Genomic DNA, 14,971 nt, shown 5'->3' with positions numbered 1-14,971 from the left:
CAAAGCAAGCACAGCAGGGAGGCCGCTGATGCCGAAAAACTTCGGCATGCCCGGCAGCGCCTGGCGCTATGCGCTGGATAGCGACTATGGCTATTGCTCGCCCTTGCTTGACGGCATAGAGTTCGAGAACGAGTGGGTGACGATACGCGAATCGGCGATCCGCATCCGCGCCGGCTATGCCTGGGATGGCTGTTCGCCCTGTATCAGTGTGCTCGGCCTGTTTTATGTGGGCACGCCCGATGGCGCGCAGCACCTGGGCTTGCCCGCCACCTACCATGCCAGCCTCGTGCATGACGTGCTGTGCCAGTGGCGCGCCGAGATTCCCGTCACCCGCGCGCAGTCGATCGCCATTTTCCACCAGTTGCTCAGGGAGGTGCGCTTCCCCCTGGCGCGACTGTATGCGGGCGCCGTTTTCCTGTTCGGGCCGCGGCGCGACTTCATGCGCCCTGGTGCGCGCGCCGCAGTGGCGGCCCCGCACCCGCCAGGCGCAACATTAAAGCGGCGCTAACGGCGCCGCCGGCGCGCCATGATGTTAAACTGGCGCCCCTCATCGTTTCTCTTGCCCTCTACCGCCATGACCAAAACCAACACGCCTTCCCCGAAACGCCGCGAAGAGGGCGTCGCCAAGCTGACCGTCAATCCCTTCCTCGACGCCGAGTTTTACGCGCGCATGCGCGATTACACGGAGCGCGATGCGGCCATCATCAAGGAATTGAAGGCGATCGCCGAGATCCGCGCCGGCAACAAGCAGCCCGATCCGCGCCTGGCGCCGTCGTTGCAAGCATTGCGCGATACCGTCAAGAAAGGTTTGACGTTCGGCGAGATGCTCGAGCGCATGGCCGCAGGCAAGGAAAAAGGCTTGTGGGAACCGTGGATGACGACCTTCGGCATCGAGATCCGCGCCGTCAACTACGGCGCCGGCCCGCGCAACGCCTGCCTGGTGCTGGACCTGGCCGCCAACGCCCCCGCGCACGCGATGTTCGCCAAGGCGGGCATCCAGAACTGGCGCAGCCTGGCCGCCGACGACTGCTCTGTCGTGCGCTCGGAAAAGGCGACGGAAACCACGCCCTTGAAAGTGTATGCCGTGTTTTACCTGGATCCGCTGCCAGCCTGATCCGCAAGCAGCACCAGCGCCAGCACGATCAGCACCACGCCCGACAGCCGTTCCAGCGACGGCAGCGCGCGCGCAAAGCGCTGCCGCAGGGCGGCGCTGCCGATGGCCAGCGCCACCGCCATATCCCACGCCAGCACGGCAAAGACCATCCACGCGCCATACGCCGCCATTGCAGCGGGGCTCGTCTGCCTGGCGGCCAGTACGGTGGCCAGGCTGACATAGAACAGCGCATTCTTCGGGTTCAGGATGGCGGAGACAAACCCCATCGCGACACCGCCGCGCCAGCGTGCCTTGCCGGTGGCGGGCTTTGCCTCCAGGCTGCTCTTGCCCGCATGGCGCAGGAATAGCCAGCCCAGGTACAGCAGATAGGCGCATCCCGCCAGCCGCACCAGCATGAATGCCGTACTGCCCGCCCTCAGCACCGATAGTCCCGCAAACGCCGCCACGATAAACACCGCATTGGCCACGGTAATGCCTACGCACGTGCCGGCGGCGCCGCGCCAGCCGTGGGCCAGCGAGGTGCGCGCGATCAGGAAAAAATCGGGACCGGGCGACAGCAGGGAAAGAAAGTGGGCGGCGGCGATGAAGAGGAAATCCTGCATGGGGTTCGGCTCGGGCAATGGCGATGCGCGAGTATGCAGGGGCTGGCGGCGGCCCGTATTGAAGAAAATTGCAGGCGCTTTAGCCGCCTTGGCCGCGATAGCGTCCCGGCGTGATGCCCGCATGCGCCTTGAACACGCGCTGCAGATGGCTCTGGTCCGCAAAGCCGAGCTCATGCGCCAGCTGCGCCAACGCCGTCCCCGCCTGCAAGCGGCTGCGCGCGCGGTTGACGTGCGCGTTCAGCTGGTAGGCATGCGGCGTCATGCCGGTGGCGGCGCGAAAGGCGCGGATCAATTGATAAGGACTCAGGCCTGCCGCTTGCGCCAGTTGCCGCAGGCTGGCCGAGGGCTGCGCCTGCAGCGTTGCGAGCACGGGCGCCAGCTGCTGCGGCAGCGGCTTGCGTTCCGAGGGCAGCAGGTCTGCCTGGGCGCTGGCGCAGGCGCCCAGGAACGCCAGCAGCGCCGCATTTTTCTCCGCCGCACTGGCCGTTGAAAACAGCAGCGCATGCATGGCGCAAAACTGCGCGTACAGCAGCGGGCACTGCAATACCGTCGCCGTGTCGCCATCGAGCGCCGGCGCGTGCGTCTGCAGCCACTGCGCATCGAGATGCAGCATCTGGTAGCTCCAGACGGCGTCAGGCAGGGGATTGCAGGCGTGCACGCAGCCGGCCGGCACCAGCACCAGGCTGCCATTGCCGAGGGCCACCTTGCCCTCTTTGCTGCCCGTAAAGATGCTGCCGCCAGAATCGACGGCGCCGATGGAAAACGTGGGGTGGCTGTGCGGCTTGTAGCATGCCCGGCTGTGGCAGGCGCGCCGGCTCTCCACATGGGGGAGAAACGGGTCGCGCCAGAAGGCGGTGGTGCCCGGCATGGCTACATCAGAATCACGTCGTACTGCTCCTGGTGGTAGGCGTTCTCCACCTGCAGCGAGATTTTCTTGCCGATGAAGTCGCCCAGCATGGCCAGGTGCTGCGATTCTTCTTCCAAAAACAGATCGACCACTTCCTGCGAGGCGAGAATGCGGAATTCGCGCGGGTTGAACTGTTTTGCCTCGCGCAGCAGTTCGCGCAGGATTTCATAGCAGATCGTGCGCGAGGTCTTGACCTGACCCTTGCCGGCGCAGGCCGGGCACGGTTCGCACAGGATGTGGGCCAGCGATTCGCGCGTGCGCTTGCGCGTCATTTCCACCAGGCCCAGCGGCGAGAAGTTGCTCACCGACACCTTGGTGCGGTCGCGCGACAAGGTACGTTTCAGCTCGGCCAGCACGGCGTTGCGGTGCTCGGCGTTGTCCATGTCGATGAAGTCGAGGATGATGATGCCGCCCAGATTGCGCAGGCGCAGCTGGCGCGCGATGGCGTGCGCCGCTTCCAGGTTGGTCTTGAAGATGGTGTCGGCGAAATTGCGCCCGCCGACAAAGCCGCCCGTGTTGACGTCGATGGTGGTCATCGCTTCCGTCTGGTCGACGATCAGGTAGCCGCCCGATTTCAGGTCGACGCGGCGGCCCAGCGCGCGCAAGATCTCTTCTTCCACGCCGTACAGGTCGAACAGGGGGCGCTCGCCCGTGTAGTGCTGCAGGCGCGTCAGTTCGCTGGGTGTGTAGATTTCCGCGAATTCGCGCAGTTTCACATAGTTTTCGCGCGAATCGACCTGGATGGTGGCCGTTTCATCGCCGACGAAGTCGCGCAGCACGCGCTGCGCCAGGCTCAAGTCCTGGTGCAGCAGGCTGGTGGCCGGGCGCGTGCGCGCGCCGTGCGTGATCGTGCTCCAGGTTTTTCTCAGGTAGTCGACGTCCGCCTTCAGGTCCGCGTCGGACGCGTCCTCGGCCATGGTGCGCACGATGTAGCCGCCTTTTTCATCGGGCGGCAGCAGGCTTTGCAGGCGCACGCGCAGCTGTTCGCGTTCCGCTTCCTTTTCGATTTTCTGCGAGATGCCGATGTGCTTGTCTTGCGGCAGGTACACCAGCATGCGCCCGGCAATGGAAATCTGCGTCGACAGGCGCGCACCCTTGGTGCCGATCGGGTCCTTGATCACTTGCACCGTCAGCACCTGGCCGTCGAAGAGGATTTTCTCGATCGGCGCCGGTGTCGCGTTCTGGCCGTCGTGGCCGCGCGCTTCCCAGATGTCGGCCACGTGCAGGAAGGCGGCGCGCTCGAGGCCGATGTCGATGAAAGCCGACTGCATGCCCGGCAACACCCGCACCACTTTGCCGGAATACACATTGCCGGCCAGGCCGCGCGTGAGCGTGCGCTCGATGTGCAATTCCTGCACGGCGCCCTGCAGGATGAGGGCGACGCGCGTTTCTTGCGGCGTGATATTGATCAGGATGTCTTCGTTCATGGAGGCGCGGGAGTGGAGGCAACGAATGACATCATACCCGATCAGGGCAGGGGCAAACCTGCCAGTCGCAGCAACTGTGCGGTTTCGTACAGGGGCAGGCCCATGATGCCGGAATGGCTGCCTTCGATATGCTCGACGAACAGCGCGGCGCTGCCCTGGATGCCGTAGCCGCCGGCCTTGTCGTAGGGTTCCGGCGTGGCGCAATAGGCGGCGATCGAGGCGGGAGAAAGCACGCCGAAGCGCACTTGCGACACTTGCGTGCGCTGTTCGGCGAAATCCTTGTAGTGCACGGCGATCGAGGTCAGCACCTCGTGCGTGCGGCCCGACAGCTGCTGCAGCATCGCCACAGCTTCCGCCCGGTCGGCCGGCTTGCCGAGGATGACGCCGTCGATGGTGACGGTGGTGTCGGCCGCCAGCACGGGGCGCGGGGTCAGGTGGCGGCGGCGCACCAGATCCCACGCGAAGGCGGCTTTTTCATTCGACACGCGGGCCACGTAATCGAGCGCCGACTCGCCGGGGAGGATTTCCTCGGTGACGTCTGCGCCGCGCGGGCCATCGCTGCGCAGCAGCAGCAATTCGAAATCGATGCCGATCTGGCGCAGCAGTTCGCGCCGGCGCGGGCTTTTGGAAGCGAGGTAGATCTTGTGATCAGCCGTTTTCATGGGGGAGTTCAGACGCGGTGGTAAGGGTGGTTTTGCGTGATCGACCAGGCACGATAGAGCTGCTCGGCGAGGATCACGCGCACCACGCCGTGCGGCAGGGTCATGCTGGAAATGCGCAGCATGCCTTCGGCACGCGCCTTGAGTTGCGGATCGAGGCCGTCGGCCCCGCCGATCAGGAAAGCCGTGTCGCGGCCATCCTGCTGCCACGCCATCAATTGCTGCGACAGGCCGACGCTGGTCAGGTCCTTGCCGCGTTCGTCGAGGGCGATGATGCGCACGCCCTTGGGCAGGACGGCTTCGATGCGCTCGCGTTCCAGCGCCATCGCCGTGGCGGCGGTCTTGCTGCCGGAGCGCTCCACCGGCTTGATTTCTTTCAGCACGATGCGCAATTCCGGCGGCATGCGCTTCGCGTATTCCGCGAAGCCCGTCTCTATCCAGGCCGGCATTTTATGGCCGACCGCAGCGATGATGAGCTGCATCGAGGCTTACGCTTCGACTTTTTTGATACGCTTGATCACGGTTTTTGCCGGTGCAGCATCGGCTGCCGGCTTGGCCGCGCGTGGGGCGCGTACTTTTTTCTCCGGCAGCGCTTTCAAGGCTTTCACGGCAGCCGCTTCGGTTTTCGTAGGCGCGACTTTCACGGTCTTGCCGACAGCTTTGGAAGCGGTGGTTTTTTTCGCCGGTGCTTTCTTGGCGGCGGTGGTTGCCGCAGCTTTCTTCGCAGGCGCCTTTTTCTCGATCACGGGCGTCGCTTCCACATTGGCCTTGCTTGCCGCCAGATGGCCGCTGACCTTTTTCGGCTCGTCGCCGGCCGCTTTTTTCGGCGCGCGCTTGGCGGCACCCAGCTTGACCGGGGTGTCGCCCCAGATTTCTTCCAGGCGGTAGTAGGCGCGGATAGGCGCTTGCATGATGTGGACGATCATGTCGCCCAGATCGACCAGCACCCATTCACCGGTTTCCTCGCCTTCCATGCCGATGATTTGGCCGCCGGCGTCCTTGACCTTGTCGCGCACCGAGGCGGCTAGCGCCTTGGTTTGACGGTTCGAGGTGCCGGAGACGATCGCGATGCGGTCGAACAGGCTGGTCAGATGACTCGTTTCGAAGACGGCGATGTCTTGGCCTTTGACGTCTTCCAGGGCGTCAACGACGAGGGTTTGCAGTTTTTTGATGTCCATTTAGCTTTTGTATAAATTATGTTGTTCAATATAGTCTAGCACTAGCGGGGAAAGAAGCGAGTTTGCCCGATTCCCCCGTTGTAATGCCGCACGTATTTCGGTGGCGGAGATATCCACCGCGAAGTCCTGTGCCAGATAAGTCAGACCGTGCGGCGTGTTGCGGATGCTTTCCAGAGACCCCAGGCGGCGCGAAAATTCGTCGGCGACCACTTGCGGTACTGCTGTGTCATTCAGCGCGAAGCCGGGGCGGGCCGCGACGCAGATATGCGCGTATTCAAATAATTGCTGCCATTCGCGCCATGTCGCGAGCCGCTGCAGCTGGTCGGCGCCCATCAGGAAAACGATGGAGGCGCGCGGTCCCAGCTCGGCGCGTACCTGGCGCAAGGTATCGATGGTGTAGCTGGCCTGGCCATGTTCGCTGCGCTCGATTTCCTGGCGGTCGATCACCACAGGCAGGGGCAGGCCGGCAAAGGCCAGGCTGGCCATCTCGGCGCGCTGCTGGCCGGTGGCGCCCAGCTTGCTCTTTTGCCAGGGCGCGCCGGCCGGAATCACGCGCAGTTCGTCGGCGTGCAGCAGGCGGGAAAAATGCGTGCCCAGCGCGACGTGGCCCATGTGCACCGGATCGTAGCTGCCGCCCAACAGCGTCACGCATGGGGTATTGCGCGCCGTACTGCCCGCCGTGCCGATTTCCGTCACGCCTGCAGCCAGTCGCGATGCACGAGGAAGTCAGTATACAACGCCGCTTCGGGACTGCCCGCTTCCGGGTGCCAGTCGTAGCGCCACTTGACCACGGGCGGCATCGACATCAGGATCGCCTCGGTGCGTCCGCCCGATTGCAGGCCGAACAGGGTGCCGCGGTCGAACACCAGGTTGAACTCGACATAGCGTCCGCGCCGGTAGCACTGGAAATCGCGTTCGCGTTCGCCGTACGGCGTGTCCTTGCGGCGCGCCAGGATCGGCACATAGGCGTCGATGAAGGCGTCGCCTGCACTGCGCATCATGGCAAAGCTGTCGTCAAAGCCCAGGGCGTTGAAATCGTCGAAGAAGATCCCGCCTGCGCCGCGCGCTTCGCGCCGGTGCTTCAGGTAGAAATAATCGTCGCACCACTGCTTGAACTTCGGATGCAGTTCGCCGCCGAACGGCGCCAGCGCGTCATGGCACACCTGGTGGAAGTGCTTCACGTCGCCCGCGTCGCCGTAGTACGGCGTCAGGTCCATGCCGCCGCCGAACCACCATACGGGTTCGCCATCGGTATTCACGGTGCTGAAAAAGCGCACATTCATGTGCACCGTGGGCGCGTAGGGATTGCGCGGATGCAGCACCAGCGACACGCCCATCGCTTCCCATGCCTTGCCGCCGAGTTCAGGGCGCGCGGCCGCGGCCGATGGCGGCAATGCGGCGCCGGTGACGTGCGAAAAATTCACGCCGCCACGCTCGAACACATTGCCTTCCTCGATCAGCCGCGAAATGCCGCCGCCGCCCTCGGGGCGCTGCCAGGCATCGGTCAGGAAGGGCTTGCCGTCCTGCGCTTCGAGCGCCTGCACGATACGGCTTTGCAAATCGAGCAAATAAGCCTTGACGGCCGAAGGAGAGGGAGTTGACGACATCGCGTGGGCCGACGAGGCCGAAATAAAAAAGTAAGGACGGATTGTACCCTGTTACGCGTTTTTGTGATAGGGCGGCGCTTGCGCTGTGGTTTTGGGCTGGCCGCGCGCACCATCCGCGGCCAGCGCCTTCTACAGCACGCGCAATTGCTGCAGCACGGGCAGCGTGTCCCGCATGAATTCATCGATGGCCGCGTTGAGCAGCTGCTGGTGCGCCGCCTCGTCGGCGCATGCAGCGCCATCCTTGAGCAGGCGGCGCCCGCAGCGCGCCATGGCGGTGGCCGCCTGCGCCTGCAGGGTGGCCAGGTCCGGCTGCTCCCGCTCCTGGGTCAGCAGCGAAAACAGCAGCCGGTCGATGAATTCCGTATCGATACCGCTGCCTGTCAATGGCGAGCACAGGATGCGGTAATCGTCGCCGTAGCGCAGCTGCGCGCCGATGGTCTGGTTCAGGCGGCGCGCGGCTGCGTCGCCGCTGCCGGCGTGCGCCTGACTCGGGAAATACATCACGACCTGGCTGCCGGTGACGAGCATGGCCGCCACCTCCGCCAGGCTTTGCACGCTCTGTCCGGGCAAGGAGGGCAGTGCGGCCAATTCGGCCAGGCTATGCGGGCCGTTGGCCAGCGCGTCGCAGACGGCGCCGTAGACCTGCTCGTTACCTGTCACTACGCCCGCCTTGGTCTGGAAGGTAAAGGTCATTTTTGCGCGCGGTACCAGCATGGCCAGGTGCACCTCGGCGTAACATTCGGCCTGGCGCACGGCCCCCATGCGGCGCGCGCCCCGTACCAGCACATCCTTGCGGAAGCTGGTATTGAGAAAATAATCCTTCATCGTTTCGCGCATGGCCGCGTCGGGCAGCAAGTCGATGGTGGCTTGCTGGTCGGCGTTCAGATACAGCTCGGGAAAGGCAAAAGGCAGGTCGGAGGAGCCGGCAAAATCGAGCTTGGCGCGCGCCACATCGCGCATCACGTCGGCGTGGTACAGCGGTTCCCAGTCCTGGTTCAGATACTCATGCACGCTGTAATGGGGATCGCTGTTGATGAGCGCATTGAGGCGCGGCGCGAGTGCGGGATTGTCCGCGATGTAGCCAGCCTGCAGGTTCTGCAGCTGTTGCACGTAGGCGATGCCAGCTTGCATTTGCATGTCGCTGCGGCCGGGAAAGCTGGCGGCAAACTCCAGCAGCAGGCGTTGCAGCGGCAGGGCGGAACTCCATCCAGGCATGGCGTTATAGCTGAGCGAAACGATGCCGCCCGGTTTCAGGTAGCGCGCGATGAAGTCGACGATATGCTGGCGGTTCTCCCGGTTGACCCAGGTGTAGATGCCATGCAGCGTAATGAAGTCGAACTGCGGCAGATCGGGCACGCGGCCCTGCGCCAATTCTTCAAAGCTGTGTTCCAGCAGGGTCAGATTGCTGGACTGGGCCTTTGCCGCCAGCGCGCGTGCGCCGGCGACATGGGCCGGATTGAAATCGTTGCCGTAGAACCGGCCGTTGGCATTGGCCGCCGCCAGCACGTTGAGCGTCTGGCCGCGGCCGAAGCCCAGTTCAAAGTAGGTGTAGGGTTGATCCAGGGGGACCGGTTCGATGCCGTTGAGGATGCAGCTGAAATTGAGGTGATGCGGACTCAGGTCGCTGTAAAAACCGTTGGTGTACTCGATATCCGACACGTATCCTTCATTCCAGGCCATGGCTTCCCCGCATTGGTGGCAAAACGGCAGTATGCCATCATGACCGCCGGCGCGGGAAGTGCGCTGTGGTTCAGCGCGCCGGCGGCGCGGCGTTGTCCTGCACCACAGTGACGGACAGGTCTGGTCCGGCGCCAGGCAGGCGCGCACTTTCCACGGCCTGCGCGGCGCGCGGCTGCAGGTCGCTGCGCTCGACGCCCGGCCCGGCGATAGCGGCGGGAGAGGGCGCCTGCTTGCTGATCATGGCGCTGGCCGCAAAGGCCAATGCCAGCAGTAGCAGTGCGGCTTTCAGCCACGTTCCCGGGCGCGCATAGGCGGGCAGCTCGCGGCGGGCCTGGCGCGCGGCGGCGTCGATGATGACGACGGCCAGTTCCGAGCCGCGCTGGCGGGCGCGCAGGCGCAGCGCTTCGAATTGGGACGCGGACAAGGTGCCTTGCCGGAGCATGTCGCACAGGGCGGCAACCGGCGAGGCGAGCAGGCGGTCAGTGGGCAAGCTGGCGTGCGCGGCGTCGCGCTGCCACTGGTCGATCAGGTCCACGTCGTACAGGGTGTCGATGGCCTGGCGGTTGACCAGCTTGAGCGCGTCGGCGGCCAGTTGCTGGCGCTCGAGCAGGGCCGCGCCGCCATGCTGGCGCGGCAGGTCGCGCACCCGCTGCAGGAAGCCGTGCTGCGGCAGCAGGTCCGTGCGCAGCAGCCATGCCAGGGTGTCGGCTAGCCCCGCGTCAGCGGCCAGCTCCGGCACGTCGATATCCTCGTCTTCGTTATGGCTGCGTTGCAGTTCGATAATGTCCAGTTCGGCGATGGCGTCGTCGAGTTCATCGTCCGTGATCAGGCCGAGCTGGCGCACCTGGGCGAGGGCGGGGTGGAGTTGGCTGGGACTGGGCATGGCTGCATCTTAGCGCAAAGCCGGTTTTCCCGGTGCGCCAATATGAACGGGGCCGGGGCGGATGACTTCCGCGCCGGCCCCGCCGTTTGCCGCAAAGCGGCGTGCTGGGTGCTTAGTGCTTCAAACCGCGCCAGCCGATGTCGCGGCGGTACTGCGCGCCGTCGAAATGGATTTTTTCCACGGTCTCATACGCCTGCTTCTGCGCCATCTTGATGCTGTCGCCCAGGCCGACCACGCACAGCACGCGTCCGCCGTTGGTGACCAGGCGTTCGCCGTCGATGCGGGTGCCCGCATGGAAGGTGACGGCGTCTGGCGTTTCGGCCGGGATGTCGCCGATCGCCGTGCCTTTCACTGGATCGTCCGGGTAGCCGGCGGCGGCCATGACGACGCCAACGGCAGTGCGGCGGTCCCATTCCAGTTCCACGGCGTCGAGCGTGCCGTTGACGGCGTGTTCCATGACGGTGACCAGGTCGGTTTTCAGGCGCGCCATGATGGGCTGCGTTTCCGGGTCGCCCATGCGGCAGTTGAATTCCAAGGTCTTCGGCGTGCCCTTGTCGTCGATCATCAGGCCCGCATACAGGAAGCCCGTAAACGTGATGCCGTCCTTGGCCATGCCCTGGATGGTCGGCACGATGATCTCGCGCATGACGCGCGCATGCATGGCCGGTGTGACGATGGGCGCCGGCGAATACGCGCCCATGCCGCCCGTGTTCGGACCCTGGTCGTGGTCCTTCAGGCGTTTATGATCCTGGCTGGTGGCCAGCGGCAAAATGTTCTTGCCGTCGCACATGACGATGAAGCTCGCTTCTTCGCCGGCGAGGAATTCCTCGATGACGATGCGCGCGCCGGCGTCGCCGAACTGGTTATCGGACAGCATCATGTCGACCGCCTGGTGCGCTTCTTCCAGGGTCATGGCAACGACCACGCCCTTGCCGGCGGCCAGGCCGTCGGCCTTGATGACGATGGGCGCGCCCATGGCGTCGACGTAGGCATGCGCGGGAGCGACGTCGGAAAACGTCTGGTAGGCGGCCGTCGGGATGCCGTGGCGCTGCATGAAGGCCTTGGCGAAGTCCTTCGACGACTCCAGCTGTGCCGCTTCCTTGGTCGGGCCGAAGATTTTCAGGCCGCGCGAGCGGAACAGGTTGACGATGCCGGCCGCCAGCGGCACTTCCGGGCCGACGACGGTCAGGCCGATATGTTCCTGCTGAACGAAGTCGGCCAGCAATTGCGGGTCGCTGATGTCGAGATTGACCAGGCGCGCATCGCGCGCGGTGCCGCCGTTGCCCGGTGCGACATACACCATCTGTATGCGTTCGGACTGGGCCAGTTTCCAGGCCAGGGCGTGTTCGCGGCCGCCAGAGCCGACTACCAGAATTTTCATAGGGACCGTTCGTTCAGTGTGGGTTGCAGGGCGGCGGTGCCGCCCTTGTGTGCAGAGTGATTAATTCTCGATGAGGGCGTTGGTGAACACTTCCTGGACATCGTCCAGCAGTTCCAGCGCATCGATCAGTTTTTGCATCTTGACGGCGTCGTCGCCTGTGTACACGGTTTCCGTCGCCGGTTTCATGATGACTTCGGCCACTTCGGCCTTGAAGCCGGCCGCTTCCAGCGCTTCCTTGACGGCGGCGAAATCGTGCACGGGCGTGACCACTTCGAAGCCGCCTTCTTCATCGGCGATGACGTCGTCGGCGCCCGCTTCCAGGGCCGCTTCCATCAGCTTGTCTTCGTCGGTGCCCGGCGCGAACAGCAACTGGCCGCAATGCTGGAACATGAAGGCGACGGAGCCTTCGTTGCCCATGTTGCCGCCGTTCTTGTTGAAGGCGTTGCGCACTTCGGCTACCGTGCGCACCTTATTGTCGGTCATGCATTCGACGATGACGGCCGCGCCGCCCACGCCGTAGCCTTCGTAGCGCACTTCTTCGTAGTTGGCGCCATCGACGCCGCCGCTGCCGCGGTTGATCGCGCGCTGGACGTTGTCTTTCGGCATATTGGCGTCAGCCGCCTTGTCGACGGCCAGGCGCAGGCGCGGATTGGTGATGGCGTCGGCGCCGCCCATGCGGGCCGCGACCGTGATTTCCTTGATCAGGCGCGTCCAGATTTTGCCGCGCTTGGCATCGGTGGCAGCCTTTTTATGCTTGATATTGGCCCATTTGCTATGTCCTGCCATGTCGAATCTTCCTTAGACGGGTGTTCAATTGTGGCCGACATTTTAGCATATCGGCTCCCCGCGAAGCGGCATGGCCCCGTCATCAGGATGACACAATCTGTTGCTAAAGTGACGCGCTTTCACCATATCGAGGGCGCGACATCATGGCAAGTCAAATGGACAGGCGGCAATTTCTGAAATTGGGCGGCTTTATCACCGTCTCCGTGGCTACTGTCGGCCTTGCCGCCTGCGGCAGCACCGATCACAGCGATCCTGGCGTGCCCCTGGCGTCGGGCAGCGACTGGAAATTCCCGCAAAGCGTGGCCTCGGGCGACCCGCGCGCCGACAGCGCCATGCTGTGGACGCGCGTCGTGCCCGCCAGTTTCGACGCCGTCGCGCCCGCCGTGGCCGGCAAGTCGGACGTGGCCGTGCGCCTGATCGTCAGCGCCAGCGACAATACGGCCGCCCTGGGCGGCAATACGGCCCTGGCCGGCACGCCCATCGTCGATGCGAAATTGCCGCTGAAGGCCGATTTCGACAACACGCTGCGCCACAAGGTGACGGGCTTGCAGCCTGGCCAAGTGTACTTTTACCAGTTCATCGCCGGCGACGTGCGCTCGAACGTGGCCCGCTTCAAGACGGCGCCCGCCGCCACGGCTGACGTATCGCAGCTGCAATTCGCCTACCTGACGTGCCAGGACTGGAGCATCAACCACTGGGGCGCGCTGTCGCACATCGCCGCCAACGAATCGCTCGATTTCATCGTCCACCTGGGCGATTACATCTATGAAACGGTGGGTGAGGCCTTCCAGAGCGGCGCCGTGGAAAGCCGCCACGACCAGCTGAAATTGCCCGACGGCACCTATAAAAGCGGCACGTCCGGCGCGAAATACGCGACCACGGTGGCCGATTACCGCTACCTGTACAAGAAATACCGCACCGATACGCGCCTGCAAGCCGTGCACGAGCGCTTTGCCTTCATCGCCATCTGGGACGACCATGAATTCACGGACGACGCCTGGCAGGATGCCTCCACCTACGAGGGCATCGTGGCGCTTGATGGCAGCGATCTGCACCAGCCGGCCCGCCGCCGCAGCGCCAACCAGGCGTGGTTCGAGTACATGCCGGCCGACGTCACCTTTGACGCGGGCGCGACGACGTTCCAGAACATCCAGATCTACCGCGATTTCCAGTTCGGCAAACTGATGCAGCTGGTGATGACGGACGAGCGCCTGTACCGCGCCGACCACGCGATCGCCGAATCGACCGTCAACCCGGCCACGGGCAAGCCGCTGGGCAGCATCGGCAGCCGCTACCTGGTGCCGCAAGCGCTGTTCGACAGCGTGGAAGGGCAGAAAATGGCGGCCGCCACCAAGGCCGGCGCGGATCCGCTGGCCGCCGTCGGCATGCTGGGCAGCACGCAGCGCGACTGGTGGAAAAGCAAGATGAAGGCGGCCACGTCCACCTGGAAGCTGTGGGGCAATGAAGTGTCGCTGCTGCGCATGGGCTTGAATGGCACGGATGCGATCGCCACCTTGCTGGCGCTGGGCGCGATGGCGAACGTAGGCCAGGCCATCGCCAGCACCCTGCCTTTGGTGGGCGGCAGCGTGCCGCTGGCGTCCGCCATCGTCGCTGCCTCGACGGCGGGCGCGTCCTCGACCCTGGCGCAGGCCGCCGCCATGGCCATTGCCGGCGCGGCAGCGAACGCCGGCGCGCAGGGCGCCGCTGCCGTGGGCGCGGGCTTGAGCGCGGCCCAGGCCGGCATCACGGTGGCCGCCTATAACAGCGCTTCGCCGGCCGCCGCCGCGCAGGTGATCGCCTTCGGCTGGATCAAGCCCGACGTGCAGGCCAAGGGCGCCGCGTCCAGCTTTGTCGCCGCTTCCGGCCAGCAAGCGGCGCTGGCGCCGTTCTTCACGCGCTTCCTGCTCAATTGTGACCAGTGGGATGGCTACAACAGCGAACGCAAGAACCTGATGGCGCACCTGAAAAACAACGCCATCGGCAATGTGGTGGCGATTACCGGCGATATCCACTCGTTTTTTGCCGGCACGGTCAGCGATGATTTCGACGCGGCCGGCGGCGGCACGCCCGTCATGGTGGACCTGGTGTCGGCCGGCGTGAGTTCCGATTCCTTCTTCAGCTACCTGAAGTCGGCCGCCGGCAGCATGGGCGATATCGGCACCCTCGTCAGCTACCCGCTGGCTATTCCCGTCACGGGCCTGGGCACGGTCAACCTGGACGTCAACCTGCTCGACTACACCATGGGCAAGGCGGCGCCCACCGTCGACAGCCTGCTGGAACAGTTGCGCGTGCAACTGCGCGGCGCCCTGGCCGCCAAGGGCGTGCCGGAAGCACAGCTCGACGCGACGGTGGCGGCCGTGCAGGCTGGCTTGAAAGCGAGCGCTGACTTCAATACGACCCTGCTGGGCCTGGCGCAGCAATTGTCCGGCCTGGGCAACAACCCGTGGATCAAGCATCTGAACACGGATGCGCAGGGTTACACGGTGGTGACCTTGACGCCGGGCAAGCTGGTGGCGCAGTTCAAGCAGGTGAATAAACTGATCGGCACGGCGGCGCCAGGCAACGTGATTGCGCGCGTGACGACGGCGACGGTCACGGCGGGTGCGGCGGCGGTGGTGGTGGCGTAAAGGGTAGATACTGTTATCCCCGTCAAGCGGCGTGCAAGGCCGGATCAAATATTTTTCCCGACCTGAGCACGCCGAATGCCACGTGCACCAGCTTGCGCATCATGGCGCCGATGATCAGCT

The 14,971-nt window shown here is 64.7% G+C and carries 15 protein-coding genes; 3 read left to right on the top strand and 12 right to left on the bottom strand.

The window, feature by feature from the left end; genetic code table 11:
- Window positions 1–28: 28 nt before the first annotated feature.
- Together ACQ4W4_RS23410 and ACQ4W4_RS23405 are read left to right on the top strand one after the other, a co-directional pair.
- Window positions 29–508, top strand: coding sequence for a hypothetical protein (locus ACQ4W4_RS23410; protein ID WP_436543985.1), 480 nt, complete (start codon window positions 29–31; stop codon window positions 506–508).
- A gap of 66 nt (window positions 509–574) precedes the next feature.
- Window positions 575–1,114, top strand: coding sequence for a hypothetical protein (locus tag ACQ4W4_RS23405; RefSeq protein WP_226939445.1), 540 nt, complete (start codon window positions 575–577; stop codon window positions 1,112–1,114).
- On the opposite strand, the gene ACQ4W4_RS23400 is transcribed toward ACQ4W4_RS23405, so the two are convergent.
- The 12 genes from ACQ4W4_RS23400 to ACQ4W4_RS23345 form a co-directional block, all read right to left on the bottom strand.
- The gene (locus ACQ4W4_RS23400; protein ID WP_436543984.1) at window positions 1,090–1,716 is read right to left on the bottom strand and encodes a LysE family translocator; all 627 of its coding nucleotides are present in this window, start codon (window positions 1,714–1,716) and stop codon (window positions 1,090–1,092) included. The two genes, ACQ4W4_RS23405 and ACQ4W4_RS23400, sit on opposite strands and share 25 nt — an antisense overlap.
- A gap of 79 nt (window positions 1,717–1,795) precedes the next feature.
- Complete coding sequence (locus tag ACQ4W4_RS23395) at window positions 1,796–2,584, bottom strand: AraC family transcriptional regulator (protein ID WP_436543983.1); 789 nt, start codon at window positions 2,582–2,584, stop codon at window positions 1,796–1,798.
- 2 nt (window positions 2,585–2,586) lie between these two features.
- Window positions 2,587–4,050 carry a ribonuclease G gene (gene rng / locus ACQ4W4_RS23390; RefSeq protein WP_034747098.1) on the bottom strand — a complete coding sequence of 488 codons (1,464 nt, stop codon included), beginning with the start codon at window positions 4,048–4,050 and terminating at the stop codon, window positions 2,587–2,589.
- Between the two features lie 41 nt (window positions 4,051–4,091).
- Window positions 4,092–4,712 carry a Maf family protein gene (locus tag ACQ4W4_RS23385; protein WP_436543982.1) on the bottom strand — a complete coding sequence of 207 codons (621 nt, stop codon included), beginning with the start codon at window positions 4,710–4,712 and terminating at the stop codon, window positions 4,092–4,094.
- An 8-nt stretch (window positions 4,713–4,720) separates the two neighbouring features.
- Complete coding sequence (gene rlmH, locus ACQ4W4_RS23380; protein ID WP_034747108.1) at window positions 4,721–5,191, bottom strand: 23S rRNA (pseudouridine(1915)-N(3))-methyltransferase RlmH; 471 nt, start codon at window positions 5,189–5,191, stop codon at window positions 4,721–4,723.
- 6 nt (window positions 5,192–5,197) lie between these two features.
- Entirely contained in the window at window positions 5,198–5,887 is a 690-nt protein-coding gene (gene rsfS, locus ACQ4W4_RS23375; protein ID WP_436543981.1) for a ribosome silencing factor, read from the bottom strand.
- Window positions 5,888–6,574 (bottom strand): nicotinate-nucleotide adenylyltransferase, encoded by a 687-nt coding sequence (locus ACQ4W4_RS23370; RefSeq protein ID WP_436544085.1) that lies wholly within the window; start codon window positions 6,572–6,574, stop codon window positions 5,888–5,890.
- A gap of 5 nt (window positions 6,575–6,579) precedes the next feature.
- On the bottom strand, window positions 6,580–7,494 hold the full coding sequence (hemF, locus tag ACQ4W4_RS23365) for an oxygen-dependent coproporphyrinogen oxidase (RefSeq protein ID WP_436543980.1): 915 nt from the start codon (window positions 7,492–7,494) through the stop codon (window positions 6,580–6,582).
- A 129-nt stretch (window positions 7,495–7,623) separates the two neighbouring features.
- Window positions 7,624–9,174 carry a class I SAM-dependent methyltransferase gene (locus ACQ4W4_RS23360; protein ID WP_436543979.1) on the bottom strand — a complete coding sequence of 517 codons (1,551 nt, stop codon included), beginning with the start codon at window positions 9,172–9,174 and terminating at the stop codon, window positions 7,624–7,626.
- Between the two features lie 70 nt (window positions 9,175–9,244).
- Complete coding sequence (locus ACQ4W4_RS23355) at window positions 9,245–10,057, bottom strand: hypothetical protein (protein ID WP_436543978.1); 813 nt, start codon at window positions 10,055–10,057, stop codon at window positions 9,245–9,247.
- A gap of 112 nt (window positions 10,058–10,169) precedes the next feature.
- Complete coding sequence (gene purD, locus ACQ4W4_RS23350) at window positions 10,170–11,438, bottom strand: phosphoribosylamine--glycine ligase (RefSeq protein WP_436543977.1); 1,269 nt, start codon at window positions 11,436–11,438, stop codon at window positions 10,170–10,172.
- Between the two features lie 60 nt (window positions 11,439–11,498).
- Window positions 11,499–12,224, bottom strand: a complete 726-nt coding sequence (locus ACQ4W4_RS23345; protein WP_152250440.1) for a YebC/PmpR family DNA-binding transcriptional regulator — start codon at window positions 12,222–12,224, stop codon at window positions 11,499–11,501.
- Window positions 12,225–12,367: 143 nt separating this feature from the next.
- On the opposite strand from ACQ4W4_RS23345, the gene ACQ4W4_RS23340 reads away from it, so the two are divergent.
- Window positions 12,368–14,851: an alkaline phosphatase D family protein gene (locus tag ACQ4W4_RS23340; protein WP_436543976.1), complete on the top strand. Its 2,484-nt coding sequence runs from the start codon at window positions 12,368–12,370 to the stop codon at window positions 14,849–14,851.
- Window positions 14,852–14,971: the final 120 nt, after the last annotated feature.

The sequence above is a fragment of the Janthinobacterium glycogeni genome, assembly GCF_051380725.1.
In the GTDB taxonomy this organism is placed as follows: Bacteria; Pseudomonadota; Gammaproteobacteria; order Burkholderiales; family Burkholderiaceae_D; genus Janthinobacterium.
The sequence above is the reverse complement of the archived record's forward strand: the minus strand, read 5'-3'. Positions and strand labels throughout refer to the sequence as shown.

Bases quoted from the DNA above. Each gene is read 5' to 3' on its own strand.
- ACQ4W4_RS23395 (WP_436543983.1), bottom strand. From the start codon at position 2,584: ATGCCGGGCACCACCGCCTTCTGGCGCGACCCGTTTCTCCCCCATGTG.
- rsfS (WP_436543981.1), bottom strand. From the start codon at position 5,887: ATGGACATCAAAAAACTGCAAACCCTCGTCGTTGACGCCCTGGAAGAC.
- rng (WP_034747098.1), bottom strand. From the start codon at position 4,050: ATGAACGAAGACATCCTGATCAATATCACGCCGCAAGAAACGCGCGTC.
- ACQ4W4_RS23340 (WP_436543976.1), top strand. From the start codon at position 12,368: ATGGCAAGTCAAATGGACAGGCGGCAATTTCTGAAATTGGGCGGCTTT.
- ACQ4W4_RS23360 (WP_436543979.1), bottom strand. From the start codon at position 9,174: ATGGCCTGGAATGAAGGATACGTGTCGGATATCGAGTACACCAACGGT.
- ACQ4W4_RS23400 (WP_436543984.1), bottom strand. From the start codon at position 1,716: ATGCAGGATTTCCTCTTCATCGCCGCCGCCCACTTTCTTTCCCTGCTG.
- ACQ4W4_RS23345 (WP_152250440.1), bottom strand. From the start codon at position 12,224: ATGGCAGGACATAGCAAATGGGCCAATATCAAGCATAAAAAGGCTGCC.
- rlmH (WP_034747108.1), bottom strand. From the start codon at position 5,191: ATGCAGCTCATCATCGCTGCGGTCGGCCATAAAATGCCGGCCTGGATA.
- ACQ4W4_RS23410 (WP_436543985.1), top strand. From the start codon at position 29: ATGCCGAAAAACTTCGGCATGCCCGGCAGCGCCTGGCGCTATGCGCTG.
- purD (WP_436543977.1), bottom strand. From the start codon at position 11,438: ATGAAAATTCTGGTAGTCGGCTCTGGCGGCCGCGAACACGCCCTGGCC.
- ACQ4W4_RS23385 (WP_436543982.1), bottom strand. From the start codon at position 4,712: ATGAAAACGGCTGATCACAAGATCTACCTCGCTTCCAAAAGCCCGCGC.
- ACQ4W4_RS23355 (WP_436543978.1), bottom strand. From the start codon at position 10,057: ATGCCCAGTCCCAGCCAACTCCACCCCGCCCTCGCCCAGGTGCGCCAG.
- ACQ4W4_RS23405 (WP_226939445.1), top strand. From the start codon at position 575: ATGACCAAAACCAACACGCCTTCCCCGAAACGCCGCGAAGAGGGCGTC.
- hemF (WP_436543980.1), bottom strand. From the start codon at position 7,494: ATGTCGTCAACTCCCTCTCCTTCGGCCGTCAAGGCTTATTTGCTCGAT.